Genomic DNA, 20,059 nt, shown 5'->3' with positions numbered 1-20,059 from the left:
ACGCCGACAATCGGAGTCGAGCATGTTCCGCATACCGATCGAGGGCCATGAAGCGGTGACCATCATGACTAACGCGTACGCGCGGGACGTGTTGCGGGTACACGAGGGGTGCCCGATGTCAGTGTGCGCCAGGAAACGTCAGGCAGTTGCCGTGATCAATGCGGCGGCGCGGGGAATGGGGGTGCGGTCGTGAGGGTGATTTCGCACGACGCGCCCGACTATCCAGTCATGAATTTGCAAGCGGCGCAGCGGGGTTTGACCGTGCATCAGGGGTGTGGTGAGAGTTGCGATGCGCGGCGGTACTTCCAGGGACTGGTACCCCGGCTCGAGACGATCGCCAAGGAGATCGAGTCGATGCGTGGGCGGACCAGTTGGAACATCTGGTAGCCGCCCGTACGCGGAGCGGTCACTGACCTGAGCGGTGAATGATGTTCAGGGCGAACAGGAGTCAGGCCCGCGCCGATCCGGAGGACCTGATCCTGCCCGATCCGCCCGAAGCCACGCGGACGGCTGACCAGAGGTTCAGCCGGCCGCCGGGTTCGTCGAGCTGACCGGGCTGGAGGAGGTGATGGTGTAGGCGCCGACGGTGATGGTGATCGCCTGGTCCGGGGTCACCGAGGCGCCGGCTGCCGGGTTCTGCGCGATCACCTTGCCGTCCTTGGTGGAATCGTTGGTCGTCCCGGTGGATTTCGCGACGCTGCCGTGCCAGCCGAGAGCCTGGAGCGCGGAGGTGACGGCGGCGGGGGTGAGACCGATCAGGGCGGGCACGGTGATGGTCGTGGTGGTCGAGGGACCGGTGGACACGGTCACCTTGACGGTCGAGCCGACCGGCTTCGCGGTCCCGGCGGCCGGGGAGGTTTCCAGGACAGTGCCTTTCGTGCTCTTGTCCTCGCGCTGAACCTGTTCGACGACGAACCCGTCCTTCTCCAGGCGTGCCTTGGCCTGCGTGATCGCGGACCCGATCACATCCGGTACCGGAACGGTTTTCGGCTGCTGGGATGTGATCGGAGGCGGCGTGTACGGGGCCGCCGTGGTCGGCTGCGTGTAGGGCGCGGTCGTGACCTGCGGAACCTCCGTGGTGGTGGTCGGTTCGGTCGTGACCGCCCCGGTGGTCGTCGCCGTGATGGTGGGCGTGTTCGAGGCCGCCGCATTGCCCGGTCCGGGCCGACCGTCGCCCGCGTGCACCAGCAGGTGCCCGAGGACCGCCACGGTGACCACCAGGGCCGCGGCCAGCAGGATCCGGCCGGGGCCGCGGCGCTTACCAGGAACGCTTGCGCCCGGCCCTGTCCCGGTACCCGGGTCGGGCCCGGTGCGAATGCCGATACCGGGAACATCATGACGCCCGCTCACATCGGACGGCAGGGGTTCGGTCCCGAAGCGGGTCGGCGCGGGCCCGGTGCTGCTCGAACCGGGTGCGGGCCCGGTGGTCTCGCGCAGGGGTGCGGGTCCGGTCACCAGCCGAGTCGGCGCGGGACCCGTATGGGGACGCGTCGGCGCGGCACCGGAAGCGACCGGACCGGAACCGGAATTCACCCGAGCCGGTGCCGGTCCGGTACCCGGATTGACCGGTGCGGGACCGGTATTGACCCGGGTGGGTGCGGGTCCCGTACTCAGGCGCGCCTGGTCGGGCCCGGTATAGAGCCGAGTGGGCGCGGGCCCGCTGTCCAGGCGAGCCGGCGCGGGGCCGCTGTTCACGCGTGTCGGCCCCGGACCGCTGTTCAGCCGAGTGGGTTCCGGCCCCGGCCGCGTGGTGGCGGGACCGGTGCCCGGCCCGATCGGAATCGGCAACGGCGCCGGAGGCATGGTGGTGGCATTGCGCTCGGGTTGTCCCGCAGCGGATCTGGGCCCGCTGACGTGGACCGTCCCCGCCGGGGCGGTCCGATGCGTCCCCGGCCGGCGCAGGATTCGCGAGGCCGCCCAGGCGAGATGCGTGCAGGTGTCGAAGCGCTGTTCCGGGTCTTTGGCCATGGCGCGGGCGATGAGCTCGTCGAAACCCCGTGGCAGCGTGGGGTTCCGGTCCGAGGGCAACGGCACCGGCTCGTAGGCGTGCCCGTAGATGATCTGCCCGACGTTCTGCCCGGGGTAGGGCGCCTCTCCGGTCAGCATGTGGAACAGCGTGCACCCCAGCGAGTACACGTCGGCGCGCCGATCGGCCTCCCCGGGCCGGGTGAGCCGTTCCGGGGCCGCGTACTGGAAGCTGGCCAGGATCTCCCCGTTCTGGGTGAGCTGCCGGCTCTCGTCGAGGGATTTGGCGATGCCGAAGTCGGTGAGCACGGCCCGTTCCGGACGCCCGTCCGCGAGCAGGATATTGGCCGGTTTCACGTCGCGGTGCAGGATGCCGGTGTCGTGGGCGTGGTCGAGCGCCGCCGCGGTCTCGGCGATGATGCGCACGGCCCGCGCCGGATGCATGGGTCCCGCGCGCAGTGCCCGCGCCACGTCGCTGCCATCGACGAAGGTCATGGAGATCCACAGCCGGTCGTCTTCCTCGCCGCGCGCGTAGACGGTGACGATGTTCGGATGCTGCAGGCGCGCAACCGTATCGGCCTCGCGCTGGAACCGGGCCCGGTGTTCGCGTTCGCCGCCGGGCAGGGTCAGCAGTTTCAGGGCCACGAATCGTGGCAGGTCGCGGTCTCGGGCTTGATAGACCGCGCCCATTCCGCCGGCCCCCAGCTTTCGCAAGATCTGGTAGCCGGCGAAGTTCTCACCGGGTTCGAGCGTGCCTCCCACGGAGGTGATATCGCGATAGACGTCCGCTCCGAAACGTTCGGCGTGTCGCGCTCGCGCGAGTCGGGCTTTTCGATCATGGTCCTGACGTTGGGTCGCCGGACGTGGCAATGACCTTGTAGTCTTTCACAATTCGGTGGGCGGCCCCGGCTACTGTCTGGGCTGTCTTGCATCCACCGGGTACTGGAAGCAACCGGTCAACAGTAAAGGGGAACGCCGGACGTGGACGTGGGAGCAGTGGCGGCGGCCGCGCAATCGGGTCGCAGCAGCGAAGCCATCGTCGCCGACACCGAGCAGCAGGTCATCGAGATGCTCACCAACATCGGGCGCTACTACCAGGCGATGTACAACCTCGGCGACATCCGTTCGCCGGGTGCGGAGTTGCGTGCGGCCTGCTCGAAACTGCTGACCGTCGCCAACTGGCTGGACACGGCCCGCGACGATCAGTACCAGGACGCCCCGACGTCCGAACCGGGCGCGCCCGCGCCGGAGCAGAACCGCTCGCTGCCGCGGGTGGTCGCGGATTTCCTCGCCGAGCACCCCGAGCAGACCTGGACCCCCGCCGAGGTGATCGCGGCGTTGCAGGGTCGCGGCGTGGAGCTGCCGATCAGCGCCCGTCATCACGTCGCGGTGGCGCTGGGCCGAATGGCACAGCGCGACAACAGCAATGTTCGCAAGCTGGACCGCGGCAAATACCAGTACGCGGCGGACTCGGCCTAGCCCGATGCGCCGCTTCCGGCACCTATGCCGGATTTGTCTGCGCCCCTACGAGATCCAGGCGATGAGCTCGTCGATGTAGGCGCGGAAGAGCGTGGCCATGTCGACCCGGTCCGGGTCGACCAGCCATTGCAGTTGCAGGCCGTCCATCATGGCGAAGACCTGCCGGGCGACCGCCGCGGGGTCGATGTCGGCGCGCACGCTGCCGTCGGCCTGCCCTGCCTCCAGCGCCGCGCCCAGATAGTCCTGGAGTCGCCGGTAGCGGTTCTGGGCCCACCCGTGCGCGGGATGATCGACGGTGACGGCCTCGCTGGTGAGAACCGTGAACAGTCGAACCAGACCCGGCACGTGCGTGTTGTGATCCACCAGCTGCGCGAGGCGCACGAGGGCGTCCTTGCCGCGCAGCTGCTGATCGAAGCCCAGCCGGTCGTAGTCGAGGCGGTCGCGGTAATCGAGGACCGCGGACAGCAGCGCCGCCTTGTTGGGGAAGTAGTGCAGGACCCCGGGCTGGGACAGGCCGCAGCGTTCGGCGATCTCGGCGATGGAGGTGCTGCGATAGCCGTTGTCGGCGAAGGCCTTCAGGGCCTCGTCGATGATCTGCTCGCGGCGGTCGTCGCCCCGGCCGCGGCGTCGGGGGTGGGGCGTCATGTGGTGGGACACTAGTCAAGTGTGTTGAGCAGGCAAAACCCGCCTATGGTAACGAAACAGTAACGTTACCTAATGACCACTCGGTAAACGCGGCATCCGCTGGCACACTCGGGGCCAGCCGTACAAGGCAGTACGAGGGAAGGGATCGCCGGATGAGTCAGGCCCTGATCACGCCGTTCACACTGCGGGGAGCCGCTGGAAAACTGGCCGCCTGGGAAGCCGCGCCGCCCGCCGGGACCGCATACCGCGGCACCGCGCTGCTGGTGCCGGGCTTCACCGGCTCGAAGGAGGACTTCGAGGAGATGCTGCCGCTGCTGGCGGACGCCGGCTATCGGGCCGTCGCCTACGACCAGCGCGGGCAGTGGGAGTCCGAGGGCCCCGACGAGGTCTCGGGCTACACCCTGGCCGATTTCGTCGGCGACCTCCAGAGCGTGGTCGACCAGATCTCGCCTGACGAGCCCATCCATCTGGTCGGGCACTCCTTCGGTGGCTACGTCTCCCGCGTCGCGGTGATCGAACGCCCCGAACGGTTCCGCACCTTCACCCTGCTCGCCTCGGGCCCGTCCTCGGTGGAGGACATCAACTTCCCGCCGCCGCTGCTGGTCGCGCAGCTGGTGGAAGCCGGTGGGCAGGAGGTGATCTGGCAGCAGATGAGCGCGGTCATGGCGCAGGCCGACCAGCAGCCCTCGCCGCAGCGTCAGGAGTTCCTGCGCGAGCGGATCCTGCGCACGAAGCAGGCCAATATCGTAGGCATCCTCACCTGCATGGCCGAGCCGCCGGTGAAAGATCCCGCCGTGCTGCGGGATTCGGGCGTGCCGCTGCTGGTGGCCTACGGCGACACCAATGACCTGTGGGCGCCCGAGGTGCACGCGCGCTTCGCCGCCCAGCTGGGCGCGAAGACCGCCGTCTACCCCGGCTCCGGTCACGTTCCCAACGAGGACGTCCCCGACCGGGTCTGCGCGGACCTGGTGACCTTCTGGAAGGAACGAGCATGACCGACGCCATCGACGACCTGCTCGCGAAACTCGATCTGCCCGCCAAGATCCGGCTCGTCTCGGGCGCGGGCTTCTTCCGCTTCGCCGGTGACGAGAGCATCGGCCTGGCCGACATGCCGGTCTCCGACGGCCCGTCCGGTGTGCGCGGCGAGCACTGGGACGAGCGCGACCCGTCGGTGAGCCTGCCCTCGGGCACCGCCCTGGCCGCCACCTGGGACCGCGACCTGCTCACCGACATCGGCGCGCTCATCGCCGCCGAGGCGCGCCGCAAGGACGTGTACGCGGTGCTGGGCCCGACCATCAACTTGCACCGATCCCCGCTCGGTGGACGGCATTTCGAATGCTTCTCCGAGGATCCGATGCTGACCGCCGAGATGGCCGACGCCTACGTGCGCGCGGTGCAGGCGCACGGGGTGAGCGCGTGCCCCAAGCACTACGTCGCCAACGACTCCGAGACCGAGCGCTTCACCGCCGACGTCATCGCCGACGAGCGCACCCTGCGTGAGCTGTACCTGTACCCGTTCGAGCGGTCCGTGGAGGCGGGCGCGTGGATGGTGATGGCGGCCTACAACTCCGTCAACGGCACCACCATGACCGAGAACGACCTGCTCGACGAACCTTTGAAGGGCGAGTGGGGTTTCGACGGCGTGGTGGTCTCGGACTGGACCGCCGTGCGCTCGACCCTCGGCGCGGCCAAGGGCAACGATCTGGCCATGCCCGGCCCCTGGGAGCTGTGGGGCGCGCCGCTGGAACAGGCCGTGCGCGACGGCCGGGTCCCCGAATCCGCGATCGACGACAAGGTGCGGCGCATCCTGCGCTTCGCCGAACGGGTCGGCGCGCTGAACGGAACCCCCACGCCCGTCCCGGCATTCACCGACGAGCGGTCCCGGCAGCTGGTGCGCGAGGCCGCCGCGCTGGCCATGGTGCTGGCGAGCAATGACGGCACCCTGCCGCTGCGCGCGCCCGCCCGGGTGGCGCTGCTCGGCTCCGCCGCCGCCGAACCGCGGTTCATGGGCGGCGGCAGCGCGACCGTGATCCCGGCGCACACCACCTCCCCGCTGGAGGGGCTCTCCGAGGTGCTGCCGGTGGTGTACACCCCCGGCGTCCACCTGAGCGAGAGCATGATTCCGATCCCGTTGGACCTGGTCACCGATCCGGAGACCGGCGAGCCCGGGCTGTCGCTGCGGTACCTCGGCGAGGACACCGTGCTCGGCGTCGAACACCGCACCGCGGGCAGCCTCATGCTGTTCGGCAACCCGAACGCGGTGCAGGCCAAGGCCATCGAGCTGCGCGGGCGGCTGCGCGCCGACGTGGCGGGGGAGTGGCGCATCGGCTTCGCGGGCGTGGGCGCGCTGACCCTGGCGCTGGACGGCGAGCAGGTGCTCGAGGAGACCGTGCTGCCCGACGGCGCCGATCCGGTGGAGATGCTGCTGAATCCGCCGCAGCGCTTCGTGACCCGCACCCTCGCCGAGGGACAAGAGGTCGAGATCCTGGTGCGCATGGCGCCCGGCGGCGGCTTCCCCGCCATGGGCATCACCTGCGCGGTCGGCCGCCCGCGCCGCTCCGACGACGACGAGTTCGCCGCCGCCATCGACCTGGCCCGCACCAGCGATGTCGCGGTGGTCGTGGTCGGCACCACCGAGCAGATCGAATCCGAGGGCTTCGACCGCACCACGCTGCGCCTGCCCGGCCGCCAGGACGAACTGGTCGCCGCCGTCGCCGCGGCCAACCCGCGCACCGTGGTGGTGGTGAATTCCGGTTCCCCCGTGGAGATGCCGTGGCGCGACGATGTGGCCGCGGTCCTGCTCACCTGGTTCCCCGGACAGGAATTCGGTGCGGCGCTGGCCGACGTGCTGACCGGTGCCGCCGAACCCGGCGGCCGCCTGCCGACCACATGGCCCGTGACGATGGCCGATGTCCCGGTGCTGGACACCAAGCCCGGGCCGGACAACGCGCTGCCGTACTCCGAGGGCATTCACATCGGATATCGGGCGTGGCTGAAATCCGGTGTGGCCCCGGCCTATCCATTCGGCCACGGCCTGGGCTACACCACCTGGGAGCTCGACGAGCTGACGGTGTCCGGCCGCACCGCCACCGTCACCGTCCGCAACACCGGGGCGCGCGCCGGTCGTCAGGTCGTGCAGGCGTACCTGTCGCGTGCGGACAGCGCCGTCGATCGCCCGGTGCGCTGGCTCGCCGGATTCGCGGTGATCGAGGCAGGCGCCGGTGAATCCGTCAGTGCCACCATCGAATTGCCGAGACGCGCGTTCGAGCACTGGACCGCCGACGGCTGGGCTGTCGAACCTGGTTCCTTCACCCTGCACGTCGGCACCTCGGTGACCGCGCTGCCGCTCACCGCCGACATCGGCTGAAAACACGCATCCACCCCAGAGGTCCGGCCGTTCGCGGCCGGACCTCTGACACTGAGTGCCGGCGATTCCGAAGGGCTATCGGTCGGGATGCATTGTTGACAAGATCATGTAATATCTGGCGAATCGAAAGGGGCTGCACAGCAACCCTTTTTGCACTCTTGATCGACTTCAGGGCGGTAGGGGGTATCGGGGGAAATCGACTTCAGGCTTCGAAAATGTCGAAGCGCAGGGGCAGCTCGTCGACGCGGTGGGGGCGTTGATGGCGAGACGCAGGGGCCGGCTGCGCGCGACGTGGTGACCACACGGATTCCGCAGTATCGACTGCCGCTCGCACCAAAGGAATCTAGCGATGTCCGAAAACTTCCCGGATCATCCCTCGGCCCTTTCCTCCACACCCACCGACCTGTCCCTGCTGTTGCGTCCGGCCCCGCCCGGAGGGCCCACCGACATGGTGCGCATGCATCCGAGCAACGGCTACCTGCTGTGGGCCGACCTGCCGCCCGTGCTCGTGCTGGGCAGCTCCGGCGGCTCCGGCGCGACCACCACCGCGCTCGGCATCGCGGGCGCGGCCGCCTACGACTACGGCGAGCACTCACCGGTGGTCGTGGACGCCACCACCACCGGCGGTGACCTCGCCGCGCGCGGGTGCGACACCATCGACGCCGCCGGCACGGTCCAGTCCTGGCTGAACATGGCGCACCGCAGCCTGCCGTCAACGGTCATCGACAGCTGCGGCGAAAACAGCTCCGGCGTAGGCGTTCTGCCGCGCGGGCCCGAAGCGCTGCCCCGTCGCGAGACCTACTCCTCGGTCCACCGCGACCTGGTCGAGGCGGGATGCCTGCCCGTGTACGACGGTGGCGCGCCGGTCACCAGCCGCGTGGTCGCGCCGTTGCTGAGCGATTCGCGCATCTCGCTGGTGATCACCCTGGCTGCCCGCCCCGATGCGGTGAACCGGCTCAAACCGGCGCTGATCTGGCTCGACGACAACTACAGCCAGTACCACCTGGCCGACGCGGTCATCGTGGTCACCCGCCAGCACCCCAAGGACGGGCCGCTGGTCACCGAGCACGTGCGCAAGTATCTGGGCGATGTGGTCCGCGCGGTCGCCGAGATTCCCTACGACACGCACCTGGGCTCGGGCGGCCCTGTCACCTGGCGGCGGCTGGCCCCGCCGACCCGCGCCGCCTACCGGCAACTGGTCAATCTACTTCGATAGCCGCACAAAACCATTCGGTTCGTTTACCGGGTCGGCCCGGCAGTGCGAGGGTAGCTGGCACGATTGCCCCATGAATGCCTACGACGTGACGGTGGGTGGCCCGCGCATCTCGACCGCCGGGGCGTCCGCGAAGGAGGCGTTCGATCTCTGGGCGTCCATCCTGAGCGAATCGATGATGAAATGCTCGATGGAACCGCTCTCGGACGGACCATTCCACGGCGTACTCGATCCCTGCGTGCATTCCGAGCCGATATCGATTGCCCGAGTGGCGAATTCGGACACCCTTGTGCGCCGCACCCACCGCCACATCGCCGCCTCCGACGAGCCGCACGCGCTGGCCTGGCTGACCACCGCCGGCGTCTGTGACGTCCGTTGCGGCGCGACCTATCTGCGCACCCCGGTGGGCACCATGGTCCTGGTCGACGGCGACCGGCCGCAGGAGGCGATCACCACCAGGTACGAGGGCATCATGATCCGGGTCCGGCGCGACCTGCTGCTGAGCGCCGCGGGCTTGCGTGACGACGAATTCCCGCTGGCCAGAAGGTTGCAGCCGATCGGGCACGAAGCCTTGGTGATCGACTTCTTCCGGCGGCTGGTGCACCTGTCGCCCGAGGCCCTGGGCAATACGGCCTTGTTGAACTCCGGCATCGGGCTGCTCGCGGCCGGACTGGCCCTGGGCAGCGACCAGCTGCCCGACGAATCGGCCGCGAACGCCCTCCTACGCCAGCAGGTGATCGCCTTCCTGACGGCGCACCTGGGCAACCCGGAGCTGACGCCCGACCGGATCGCCGTCGCCTGCGGACTCTCGCGGCGCAAGTTGTTCCGGCTCTTCGCCGATATCGACGGCGGCCCCATGATGCTGCTGCGCCGCATGCGCGTCGAGCGCGCCCGCGAACTGCTGGTCGCGGCCCCCGACCGCACGATCGCGGCCATCGCCGACTCCTGCGGCTTCACCGGTGACCGCAACTTCTATCGCGTGTTCCGTGGCGAGACCGGTCTGACTCCCCGCGAATACCGCGACCACGTGCTGTCCGTGCGCCCGGCGGCGAATCCGCCGGTGAGTGTGCCGCTGGGTAGCTTCTCGGCGTAACGGCCTGTCGCCGATCGCATGTCACGCGTCGTCGCTGGCGTGTCACCCGTTGTCGGTATCGATGACCATTAGATTGCTGCGTGGCTGATGATGGGTTGCGGAGTGTCAGCTTGACCCCCGTTTTGTCCGGCATCGGAATAATCGACAGGAGGTCGGAGCCGGAAAAGTGGCTCGCCGCCGCCAGTCGCCTCTGATCTATTCCTGTGCACTCACAGCCGATAATCCGTTCCGCGCCAATTGATCTAGGTGTCCGAATAGTCCGATAGCATCGAATGGTTGCTCGGGTACGCGCCATCCGTTCGATCGTCGGGATTCGGCAGGTAGGTGGGATGCGGGTGAGTTCAGGTGCGAAGTCGTGTATTCGCTGCGGTGGCCGCCTGGCACGCCACAACACCGGCGAGCTGTGCGGCCCCTGTGAACGGGGCCGCGAGCGGCTGCCGCGGCTGGAACCGTCCCTGTGGCGTCGCCGCCGATTCCGGCAATCCCGCGATCGCGATCGAATTGGCGCGGGCGGCGCTGCGCAATTCCGCCGAGCTGCCCCGGCTGCGCACACTGGCCTGCAATTGGCGCACGGGCACGCGCTACGAAAGGGGGGAAGCGAATCCGATCGGGCCATCGGCCAGGCGGTGGGAGGCCACCGCCGATTCCGCCGCGGGGGATGGTGATCTGGCCGGCTATTGCACACCGGGATTCATTCGCATCGAAGCCGCGAACAGCTGGTGCACCTGGGCAAGCCGGAAGCGGCGGTGGAGACCTTGCTGAAAGCGCTGCCGCTGTGGCAGATCGAGGATCGCCGCGATCTGGGGCGGGGTCTGGCGCTGCTGGCGGTGGCGCAGGCGCGGACCGGTGCGGCCGATCAGGCGCTGGAGGCGGCCCGGCACGCGCTCGCGATCGCCTCCGAGACGCACTCCAGCCGGACCCTGCGGCAATTGCACCGGCTGCCCGGGGAATTGGCCGGTTCCGGGGGCGCCGGCCAAGCGCGGGAATTGCGCACTATTCTCCATCGCACGCTGCGTGCGCAGCGCTGATAATGCGAGGTTGATTTGCTGAAAGGTAGCGGAATGTCGGACTCGGATGTCACCCGAGGTCGCACCGGCTGTCGCCAGACGTCGGTCGAGGTGACCTTTGCGTTTCGGTGACCACTCTGACATGCAGAAACTGTTAACGTTGATCTTGTTCGAATGCATCTCACGAGACATGGATTCGAGGACAGATGAAGAATGCTGGTAAGTTGCCCACCCTGGGTATCGCCGCCCTGCTGCTGACCTTCATCGGGCTGCTGCTCATCGGGCCCGTGGCCGCCGGATTCCTGATCCAGGCGACCACGGGCGGTCCGGCCGACCTCGCCACCTTCGCCCCGCTGGTCGGCATGGCGCTGGTCGTCGCCTTCGCGCTGGGCGCGGGGATCTGGATGTTCTGGACGCTGCTACGGCGCTGAGATCGATTGCGGGATCGGAGATCCGCCGCCACCACGGCCACCACAGTGGCCGCGGTGGCGACCGCCGGCGAGATCGCCTCAGGCGAAGTTCTTTTCGATCAACTGGGTGACAACCGACGGGTAGCGGTCGGGGAAGTCCATGGGCACGATGCCGTAGTGCGCGGCCTGGCCGCGGTGCGCGGTGAGGTAGGCGTCGATCTTCGGCATGATGGCCGCGGCATTGTCCTTGGGCCAGGCGTTGTCGGCGAAACTGGTGAAGTTGATGTACTCGACGGTGTTGGCGGGATCGGCGGCGGCCTTGTCGAAACAGTCGCGGACGTAATCGAATTTGTCGCCGCCCGACGAGCCGAAGTTCGAGGAGCCCGAATCCAGTCCGGCCAGGCCCTTGTTCTTGTACCGGTCCTGCAGGTAGATCCGATCGGTGCTGAACACGCCGTTGTCGCCGCCGGGCCACTGCAGACAGCCCAGGGAGTTCGCGAACTGTGCGATGAGCACGATCCGGCCGCGCGCCTCACCCAGTGCGGGGAAGCGGTTCTCCAGCCAGAACAGCGAGCGGTAGCCCTTGGCGTCCAGGTAGCCGTTGAAGATGCGCTCGAAGTTCGAGCCCACGTCGTTGTTGGTGCCGTCCTCCTTCTTGACCCGCATGATCAGGACCTCGCCCGGATTGCGGGCCAGGAAGGTCCGGCACTGATCGAGCACGGTGTCGAAGGTGATGCCCTGGTAGAAGCCGCTGTGGTAGACGCCGAAGGAGTCGGCGGTGTGGTCCTGCAGACCGTTGCAGCGCATGTCGAGGAAGCGGATGCCGTGCGCGAACTGGTCGGGCAGCGACCAGTTCTGGGTGTGGGACCATTCGGTGCCGTTGGCCGGATCAGTGGCGCAGGAGTCGTGGGTGCCGGGAATGGTCAGGCGCGGTAGCGGCGTGGTGTCGGCCAGCGCCGACATCCACGCCTGCGGCGCCGCCGCCACGGTCCGGGCGTGCGGAATCGCCTGGGCCGCAGCGCCGGTCAGGCCGGTGGCGACCGTGCCGGCGACGGCGGCCAGGGTGGTGCGGGCGAAGTCTCGGCGCGTCAAGCTCATAGAGCGGGGAGCCTAACCTGGACAACGGTCCAAGATCACCGAATTGCCCGAATCGGTCGGGTCAGTCGTGCTCCGTGCTCAGGGTGATGGTCGTCCAGCCGCCCACATGGATGCGATCGCCGTCCCGCAGGGGAATGGCGGTCTTGGGCGCGATCGGGGTCGGGCTCTCGTTGATGCAGGTGCCGTTGGTGGACCCGAGATCGGTGACGGTCAGGGTGCCGCCACTGATGTGGAGGATCGCGTGCGACCGCGACACCGCGATATCGGCGGGCGCGACCGACAGATCGATATCCGGGTGCACCCCCTGCGAGACACTGCGCTTCCCGATCAGGATATTGGGCCCCCGCAACGGGATTCGGCGATCGGGGTAGTAGTCGGGGAAGTCGACCCGGTCCAGGTCCGGACCCTTCTGGGCCTGCATGCGCGCGTAGTGCCCCGGATCGGCGGTCACCGTTGCCACCCAGCCCGGCCCGCCGTTCGGGTTCTCCCGGGTCTCGCCCTCGGTCTGAGCGGTCGACCCCTCGGGCTCCCCGACCGTCCCCGCCGACTGCTCGTGCCCGCCCGTCGCGGTCGGCGCGGTTGGTGGCGGCGGCAGTGCCGAATCGTGCCCGCAGTTCTCACAGAACCGTCCCTCCGCGGGCACCCCGCAGGACGGGCACAGCGCCGGAGGCGGTGCGGCGGTGGCCGACCCGTCCCCGACCGGCGCACCACAGGTGTCGCAGTAGTCGCTCGCGGTGGTCTCGTGCCCGTCGGTGCAGAACGCCATCACGGCTCCTTGCGGACGCGGGCCGTCTTCGTGGAACGCACGTCGAGGGCCATCTCGTCGGCGGGATCGACCTTGTTGCGCAGCCGGATGGTGCCGGTGCGCTCGTCGACCACATCGACCACGCTGAGCAGCAACTTGGCGGTGTTCTCATTGCCGGACTCGGTGGCCAGGTGGTACGCGCGCTGGAGTTTGGCGGTGGCCGTGGCGAAGTCGCCCTGCTTGCGCGCGGCCAGGCCCTCCTGCACGGTCTGGGCCAGTTCGGCCTGGCCGGTGTAGTGGGCGACACGGCGGCTGATGATCGCCGACTTGTCGGTGTCGGTGGTCCAGGCCGCCTTGACCAGACCCTGCCCGAGGATCTCGCCGTCGGCCAGCACGCTCACCCGCGCCGTCAGCTTCTCCCGACCGGCCGCGGCGGGCTCGACGTCGAGCTGCACGTGGTAGTCGCGATCCTCCGCGCCCCACGAACCCAGCGCGTACTCGCCGATCTGCGGGCCCGCCTCGACCCGGCGCGCGGTGAGGTCCTCGATGAACGGCGCGACCTGCTTGATGAACGCGATCCGCGCGCCCACCGGCGTCCATACCCGCAGCGTGAGCTCCGGAATCGCCTTCTCCATGGAGGTTTCCATCATGGCCGCGAAATCCTGGGCCAGCTGGTCCGCGGTCTTCACGATGTCGACGGTGCCGTGCAGCGCGGAGGCGATGGCGCGCAGCTCGTTCGGCTCCCAGTCCGCGCCGACGCCGCGGCAGTCGCAGGTGAAGACGCCCGTCGACAACTGGATCTCCTCGGCCAGCCGCTCCGGCGTCTCGTGCTCGTTGCGGCCGTCGGTGAGCAGGATCGCGTGCACCATCGCGCCCGGGTGCTGCTTGGCGATCAGCCGCGACAGGCCCAGCCAGGTGCCGATGGCGGTGCCGCCGTGCGGGGACAGCTTGTCCAGGGCGCGACGGGCATTGGCGCGCTCCTGCCGGCTCGCCACCGCGGACGCGCCGCTGTGCGGGAACACCACCTGCGCCTTGTCGGTGCCCTCCACGATCGCGAACCGGGTGCCGTCGGGCATGACGTCCAGGGCGGCCAGGGTGGCCTGGCGCGCGCCCGCGAACTTGCCCGCGCCGCCCATCGAGCCGGAGGTGTCGATGATCAGGATCTCGACCCGGGGCGCGGGCGCCACCGACACCACCAGATCGTCGGTGGCCTCCACGGTCACGATGGCGTCGACCGTGCGCGCACCCTCGGCGAGGAATTCGTTCTGGTCGACGGCGACCGAAAGGCCTTGGTTATCAGCGGAAGTCACGGGGTGTCTCCTGACGGTGCTAGGGACGGGACGGGGACGAGCGCGACGGTGATGTTGTCCTTGCCGCCCGCGCCGAGCGCGTGCTCCACCAGGGCGCGCGCCGCGAGCAGGGCGGGCTGCGAGCCGGTGAAGCGGGACAGGGCCGCCGCCTCGGGAAGGTAGTTCCACAGGCCGTCGCTGCACAGCAACAGGACGCCGGGTTCGCTGGTGCGCAGGGTGCGCACGCAGCTGGGGGACCACTGGTGCTCGGAATCGGCGCCGAGCCAGCGGGTGAGCACGTGCGCGTGCGGGCCGTCCATGGCGGTGGCCGCGTCCAGCAGGCCGTTGTCCACCATGGCCTGGGCCAGGGTGTCGTCGACGGTGAGGCGTTCGGAGTCGTCGCCCGGGCGCAGCCAATAGGCCCGGCTGTCACCGACATTCGCGACGGTGACGGCCGCGCCGCCGTCGGGCTGGAACTGCACGATCGCCGAGACATAGGTGCACGACGGGGACTTGCCGTCCGGGGTGCCCACGGCCGTGACCGCGTCGGCGGCGGCGGTGAGCCCGGCCAGGGCGCACTCCTCGGCGGACCGGTCGGCCGCGAGTGCGGCCAGGGTGGCGTCCAGACCCGCGCGGACCGCCGCGCCGGAGGCGGCCTGCGGATCCTCGGAGGTGGACACCCCGTCGCAGACCGCGATCACCGCGGTGGCGGGACGATCCGGTGAAGAGCTGTCGAGCACGGCCGCGGCGACCGCGTCCTCGTTGCGGGCATGCAGCAGACCACGGTCGGTCACCAAGCACGCCGCGCCCAGATCCGCTTCGAAGCGATCGCGCTCCGGGCCCAGCTCACCGCAACTGGCGCAGTAGCCGTCCGGATCGAATGCCGTGCCCCCGCAGCCGTGGCAGTCGGGCGCGGGACCCGCCGCGAAGCCGGTGCCGTCCCCGCCCTCGCGGCGCGCGGTGCGGGCCGCGAGGGCGACCGGCACCGTGGAGCCGGAACCGGGCCGGAACTCCTTGGGCGGCAGTGCGATCAGCCGGACCCCCAGTTTGCTCCCGCACGCCTCGCAGAAGCGGTCGGTGTCCGCGGCGAAGGTGCCGCAGCTCGGGCAGCGGGCCGTCACAGCAGCGTCCTCGGGCGCACGGCATTGGCCTGTTCCACCAGGGCGATGCGCTCCCACATGTCGTCGGTCTCGTGCGCGAGATCGCGATAGCAGCGTTCCAAACCGGTCCGTACCCCTTGTTGATCGAGCGCCACCCCCAGCAGCGGGGAGTGGTCGGTGGGCACCCTGCCCAGGCGCAGCCAGCGCAGCGCCGCGTCCAGGACTCGCAGCCGGGCCTGTGCGGCACGGCGTTTCGAGTCCAGGGTCAGCTTGCCGATCCGGGCCCCCGCGTCGCGCATGAGTTGTTCGGTGAGCTCGGCGGGATCGTTCACGGCCAGCAAGGTCTCGACGGCGGTGACACCCGCCTCGGTGTGCACCGCCGAAGCGGCGTCGACCTGATCCAGCACCGCGACCGCGCCCGGGTTGTCACCGGCCGCGCGGCGTGAGCGGGCAGCGCCGAAGGCCGCGCTGGTGAAGGTGCGGTCGGTACGCCACACCAGGTCGTAATAGGTTTCCGCGCGGGCCGCGTCGGCGGTGGCGCCGTCGGCAGCCAGCAGCTCGGCGGTGACGGCCAGGGCCAGCTTCGGGGCAGCCTCACCCGGCAGCGCGCTGTAGAGGGCGTCGAATTCGGCGGTGGCGGCGGCCCAATCGCGTTGCAGCAGGCGGGCCTGACCCGCGAACCAGGTCAGCCGCCAGTCCCCGGCGAGCGTGGACTCCACCTCGTCGAGGCGGCGCAGGGCGTCGTCGGCGTCACCGAATTCCAGTGCGGCGCGGATCAATCGGAGCGGGATCTCGACCGACTCGGCCTGGCCGGTGACCACCGACTGGAGGCCCGCGTTGATCTCGCGCTCCAGGTCCTCGGGGGTGACCGCGCTGGTCGAGGCGAGCAGGGCGGCGCCGCTGTCGCCCGGATCGATCAGCGGGACCGGTAGCGCGGCGATGATGTCGCGCGGGTCGTCGGGCAACTGGTCACCGACGCCGAACACTCCGCGCGGCGGGCCGAACCGGGTCGACAACCCCGGCCGGGGCCGCCCGTCGTCGCGAGCCAACACCTCGCGCAGCACGCCGGTGAGCTGATCGCCCATCTCGGTCATGGAGGTGAACCGCGCGTCGGGGTCGATGTCGGTGGCGCGCAGCAGGAATCGGTACAGCGACTCGTGGCGGGCCATCAGCGGTTCGGCGTCCGGGCCGGGCAGCGGGCCCAGCTCGTTGTTCACCGGCGGGATCCGCATGATCAACGCCGCCAGCGTGCGGCCCACCGTGTACACCTCCGACGCCACCGTCGGACCGGTCTGCGCGATCTCCTGGGCCTGGTAACCCGGTGTGCCGTAGATGGTTTCGGTCTGATCGTGCAGGCCGATCACCGCGCCCAGGTCGATGAGCTTGAGCTGCTCCTCGGTCTGCATCACGTTGTCGGGCTTGAAATCGCAGTAGGCCAGGCCGCGATCGTGCAGGTACTCCAGGGCGGGCAGCATCTCCAGGATGTAGGCGATGGCGCGCGCGGGTCGCAGGTACTGCTGATCGGCGGTGCGCTGCTCGCGCAGGATCTGCTTGAGCGACTTGCCGCCCACGTACTCCATGACGATGTAGCCGACCGGCTTGCCGTCGGGGCCGGTGTCCTCGGCGAAGTTGTAGATCCGCACGATGTTCGGGTGATCGACCTGTGCGAGGAACCGCTTCTCGGCCACCGCCGCCCGCATGGCGTCGGCGTCACCGGTATTGAGCAGGCCCTTGAGCACCACCGGGCGGTTGTCGACCTTGTGGTCCACCGCCAGGTAGATCCAGCCCAGGCCGCCGTGCGCGAGCGGGCCCAGCACCTGGTACTGGCCGCCGACCAGATCGGCGCTCGACAGCTTGGGGGTGAAGGAGAAGCGGGTGCCGCAGTGCGCGCAGAAGCCCTCGGCGCGGCCCGGCTCGCCATTGCGGCTGCGGCCGACCGGGCGGCCGCATTTGCCGCAATCACGGTGGTGCTCGGGCACTTCCGGGTCGGCGAGAACCGCTTCGGTGGGATCGCGGCGGGGGACCGAGGGGACCTTCACCATGCCCGCGCCGAGGCGGCCGCGGCTCGCGCCGGACGAACCGGAGCGGCCGGTGCGGACCGAGCGCCCGCTGCGGGAGGCCCGGCTGGTCGCCGTGGATCCAGTGCCGGTGGTCGCGTTACCGGCCTGCGCGGTGGTGGTCAGCGCCGAGACCGGAGCGGGCGCGCTGCCGCAGACATCGCAGTAGCCGTCGAGAATCGTTCCCGTGCAACCGGGTTCGGTGCAGCGGTCCGACGCTGCGCTGCCCGCGCCGGTGGCGGGGGCGCCGGTCGGGCTGCCCCCGGGCGCCGAGCCCGCAGCGCCCCGGGCCGAGGTTCTCGCCGCGGTCCCCGAACCTCCCGCAACGCTGGATCCGCTTATGTCACTCCGCGTGGCCGCCCCCGGGCTCGGGGCGGTGCCGCAGACGGTGCAGTATCCGTCCTCGATGGTCCCGGTGCAGCCGGGCTCGGTGCAGTTCATGATCGCCTCCCCGATTTCTGCGCGATGAGCTGGCGGTAGTCCGTGATGGCGCGGGTGACCGCGGCCAGGTCGCAGGGCCGGCGCGCCAGCAGTCCGGCGGCGATGCGACTCGAGGCCAGCACATCCTGTTCCTCGCTGACCCCCAGGCGCGCGGCCTTGGCGCGATAGGAGCTGAAGCGTCCCTTCAGTTCCATTCGCCGGTCGAGCAGCCCCTGGGCCAGTTGCTCGTTGTGGGTCGCGGTGTCGAGGGCGGCGGCGATGCGCTGGCGCAGCTCCCACAGCGCGGCCGGGGTGGGCCGCTCGGCGTCGAGCGCGGTCAATTCCGCGCTGTAGACGGAACTGTCGTCGGCGTGACGGGGCAGCGGCGCGGCCAGGATGATGCTCTCCACTTCGGCGCGCGCGTGGTCGGCGCGCTCATAGGTCTTGCGCAGCACGTCGATCAGCGTCCGCACGCGTTCGACCGCGGTGTCCCAGTCCGCGGACATGGCCCGCAGATCGGCCAGGACGGCCGCGGCCTCGCGCATGCGGCGCGACAGCTCGGTCAACCGGCGGTCCAGGGCGTCCGGCGCCAGCGCGAGGGGATCGGTGGCGACCTGCACCGACAGTTCGTCGAGATCGACTGCCAGCGACTGCAATTGCGGCATGGTCGAGCCGACCCGGTCCAGCTCCGCGCGCAGCGGCGCGACCTCGGACATCACCCGGTCATTGACCGCCTCCACGGCTTCGAGCACCCGCACCACGACCGGGAAGGCCGCGTGCATGCGCTCGAGCAGCTCGGCGATCCCGATCAGCTGGACCTGCTCGCGCGGCCCGCCCAGCGCGCGCTGCGACATGGGAATCGCGGTGCGCGCCAGCTCGATCGGCTGCCCGCGCAGCAGCCGGGTCAGCTCCTCGCGGTCGAGGGCGTCCAGTCGCCGGCGGGCCCGCGCGGACCGCGCGCGATCCAGCACCGTGCCCAGGCGGCCGAAGTCCTCCCACAGCAGTTCCAGGGCCGCGCGGGCCGGACCCCAGCGCTGCTCGGTCACCCCGGTGGGCGGGAATCGCCGCAACAGGACCAGACCGGGATGCTTGTCCAGTTCCACCAGGGTCGCGGCGATGATCTCGATCTCGCGGGCCCGCTCGGCGATGTCGCGGTCGATCTCGGCGACGCTGAGAATGTGCCCCGGATTCGGTTGCATGGCCGAACTCAATCGCTGTACTTGGGCGCCGGGGGACCGTTGGAGGGCCCGAGCACGCTCAGCCGCTTGTTGTAGAGCCGCTGCCAGGTGCCGTCGTTGCGCACCCGCTCCAGCACGCCGTTGACGAAGCGCACGAAATCGGTGGCCTGCTGCTGGATCCCGATGGCGTAGTTGTCCGAGGCCATGGCGTCGCCGACCACCTCGAGATTCGGGTCCTGGATCTTCAGGCCGTACAGCAGCGGCAGGTCGGTGCTCGCGGCGTCGACCTCGCCCTGTTGCAGCGCGGTCAGGCAGTCCAGCCAGTTGTCGATGCCGATCACGATGGGCCGCTGCGGGAGCGCGAAGACGGCGTCGAGGGTGGTCGAGTTGGGGATGCCGCACACCTTCTTGCCGCCCAGGTCGGCGGCCGAGCGGATGCCGGAGCCCTTGGTCACCAGTACCCGCTGGTCGGTCTCGAAGTAGACCGTGGAGAACTGGATGTCCTTGCGGCGCGCGCAGGTCGCGGTGAAGCTCTGCACCACCATGTCGACCTGGCCCTTGGTCAGCGCCTGCACCCGGTTCGCGGTCTCGATGGGCTTGAGCTCCACCCGGTCCGGATCGCCGAACAGGTCCCTGGCCACCTCGTGCGCCAGATCGATGTCGAAGCCCTCGATCTCGCCGGTCGCCGGATTGCGGTAGCCGAACAGGAATTCGTTCTGGTTCACCCCGACCCGGATCTTGCCGTTGGCGACGATGGCCGCCATGGTCGATCCGGCCGGCATGGAACCCGGCTGCGGCTGCGGGCCCTGCGGTCGCAGGCTCGCGGTCGGGTTGCAAGACTGGTCGATCCGCTGGTTGGGGCCCGCGGTCAGCACCTTCGCGCCCGCGGGCAGTCGATTGTCGGGAGGCAGTTGGAAGGGCGGGGCCTCCGGCGTCGAACCGCACGCGGCGGCCAGCAGCGCCACCGCCGCCAGCACCATGATCCGCATCCGC

17 protein-coding genes are annotated in these 20,059 nt (G+C 69.8%); 8 read left to right on the top strand and 9 right to left on the bottom strand.

Going from position 1 to position 20,059, the window contains the following annotated elements; genetic code table 11:
- Positions 1–228: 228 nt before the first annotated feature.
- Positions 229–387 carry a hypothetical protein gene (locus ABZ412_RS08630; protein ID WP_357084279.1) on the top strand — a complete coding sequence of 53 codons (159 nt, stop codon included), beginning with the start codon at positions 229–231 and terminating at the stop codon, positions 385–387.
- A 135-nt stretch (positions 388–522) separates the two neighbouring features.
- Here ABZ412_RS08630 and ABZ412_RS08625 read toward each other — a convergent pair whose 3' ends face one another.
- Entirely contained in the window at positions 523–2,727 is a 2,205-nt protein-coding gene (locus ABZ412_RS08625) for a protein kinase (protein WP_357278038.1), read from the bottom strand.
- A 219-nt stretch (positions 2,728–2,946) separates the two neighbouring features.
- Between ABZ412_RS08625 and ABZ412_RS08620 the strand changes: the two genes are divergently transcribed.
- Complete coding sequence (locus ABZ412_RS08620) at positions 2,947–3,444, top strand: hypothetical protein (RefSeq protein ID WP_357278036.1); 498 nt, start codon at positions 2,947–2,949, stop codon at positions 3,442–3,444.
- 45 nt (positions 3,445–3,489) lie between these two features.
- On the opposite strand, the gene ABZ412_RS08615 is transcribed toward ABZ412_RS08620, so the two are convergent.
- Complete coding sequence (locus ABZ412_RS08615) at positions 3,490–4,089, bottom strand: TetR/AcrR family transcriptional regulator (protein ID WP_357084294.1); 600 nt, start codon at positions 4,087–4,089, stop codon at positions 3,490–3,492.
- Between the two features lie 152 nt (positions 4,090–4,241).
- Here ABZ412_RS08615 and ABZ412_RS08610 point away from each other — a divergent pair, with 152 nt between their 5' ends.
- The 6 genes from ABZ412_RS08610 (at position 4,242) to ABZ412_RS08585 (ending at position 11,200) form a co-directional block, all read left to right on the top strand.
- Positions 4,242–5,084: an alpha/beta hydrolase gene (locus tag ABZ412_RS08610; RefSeq protein WP_357278033.1), complete on the top strand. Its 843-nt coding sequence runs from the start codon at positions 4,242–4,244 to the stop codon at positions 5,082–5,084.
- Positions 5,081–7,456: a glycoside hydrolase family 3 C-terminal domain-containing protein gene (locus tag ABZ412_RS08605; RefSeq protein ID WP_357278030.1), complete on the top strand. Its 2,376-nt coding sequence runs from the start codon at positions 5,081–5,083 to the stop codon at positions 7,454–7,456. Before ABZ412_RS08610 ends, ABZ412_RS08605 begins: the two co-directional genes overlap by 4 nt.
- A 349-nt stretch (positions 7,457–7,805) precedes the next feature.
- A complete protein-coding gene (locus ABZ412_RS08600) occupies positions 7,806–8,672 on the top strand; it encodes a hypothetical protein (protein WP_357278028.1) in 867 nt (288 codons plus the stop codon).
- A 70-nt stretch (positions 8,673–8,742) separates the two neighbouring features.
- On the top strand, positions 8,743–9,762 hold the full coding sequence (locus tag ABZ412_RS08595; RefSeq protein ID WP_357278026.1) for a helix-turn-helix transcriptional regulator: 1,020 nt from the start codon (positions 8,743–8,745) through the stop codon (positions 9,760–9,762).
- Between the two features lie 719 nt (positions 9,763–10,481).
- Positions 10,482–10,790: a hypothetical protein gene (locus ABZ412_RS08590; protein WP_357278024.1), complete on the top strand. Its 309-nt coding sequence runs from the start codon at positions 10,482–10,484 to the stop codon at positions 10,788–10,790.
- 185 nt (positions 10,791–10,975) lie between these two features.
- Complete coding sequence (locus ABZ412_RS08585; RefSeq protein ID WP_357278022.1) at positions 10,976–11,200, top strand: hypothetical protein; 225 nt, start codon at positions 10,976–10,978, stop codon at positions 11,198–11,200.
- 78 nt (positions 11,201–11,278) lie between these two features.
- Here the strand turns inward: ABZ412_RS08585 and ABZ412_RS08580 are convergent, their stop codons facing one another.
- The 7 genes from ABZ412_RS08580 to ABZ412_RS08550 all read right to left on the bottom strand — a co-directional run bounded on the left by ABZ412_RS08580 (position 11,279) and on the right by ABZ412_RS08550 (position 20,055).
- Positions 11,279–12,277 carry a phosphatidylinositol-specific phospholipase C gene (locus ABZ412_RS08580; protein ID WP_357278020.1) on the bottom strand — a complete coding sequence of 333 codons (999 nt, stop codon included), beginning with the start codon at positions 12,275–12,277 and terminating at the stop codon, positions 11,279–11,281.
- Positions 12,278–12,338: 61 nt separating this feature from the next.
- Complete coding sequence (locus tag ABZ412_RS08575) at positions 12,339–13,043, bottom strand: FHA domain-containing protein (protein ID WP_357278017.1); 705 nt, start codon at positions 13,041–13,043, stop codon at positions 12,339–12,341.
- Complete coding sequence (locus ABZ412_RS08570) at positions 13,043–14,332, bottom strand: VWA domain-containing protein (RefSeq protein WP_357278015.1); 1,290 nt, start codon at positions 14,330–14,332, stop codon at positions 13,043–13,045. The genes ABZ412_RS08575 and ABZ412_RS08570 overlap by 1 nt, the downstream gene beginning before the upstream one ends.
- On the bottom strand, positions 14,329–15,432 hold the full coding sequence (locus ABZ412_RS08565; protein ID WP_357278013.1) for a PP2C family serine/threonine-protein phosphatase: 1,104 nt from the start codon (positions 15,430–15,432) through the stop codon (positions 14,329–14,331). Before ABZ412_RS08565 ends, ABZ412_RS08570 begins: the two co-directional genes overlap by 4 nt.
- On the bottom strand, positions 15,429–17,909 hold the full coding sequence (locus ABZ412_RS08560; protein ID WP_357278011.1) for a tetratricopeptide repeat protein: 2,481 nt from the start codon (positions 17,907–17,909) through the stop codon (positions 15,429–15,431). The genes ABZ412_RS08565 and ABZ412_RS08560 overlap by 4 nt, the downstream gene beginning before the upstream one ends.
- Positions 17,906–19,087, bottom strand: a complete 1,182-nt coding sequence (locus tag ABZ412_RS08555) for a hypothetical protein (RefSeq protein ID WP_357278008.1) — start codon at positions 19,085–19,087, stop codon at positions 17,906–17,908. The genes ABZ412_RS08560 and ABZ412_RS08555 overlap by 4 nt, the downstream gene beginning before the upstream one ends.
- An 8-nt stretch (positions 19,088–19,095) precedes the next feature.
- The gene (locus ABZ412_RS08550; RefSeq protein ID WP_357278174.1) at positions 19,096–20,055 is read right to left on the bottom strand and encodes a glutamate ABC transporter substrate-binding protein; all 960 of its coding nucleotides are present in this window, start codon (positions 20,053–20,055) and stop codon (positions 19,096–19,098) included.
- Positions 20,056–20,059: the final 4 nt, after the last annotated feature.

This window comes from Nocardia sp. NPDC005746 (assembly GCF_040630785.1).
Lineage (GTDB): Bacteria > Actinomycetota > Actinomycetes > Mycobacteriales > Mycobacteriaceae > Nocardia.
Note: the sequence above shows the minus strand (reverse complement) of the source record. Positions and strands in the feature narration are given on the sequence as shown.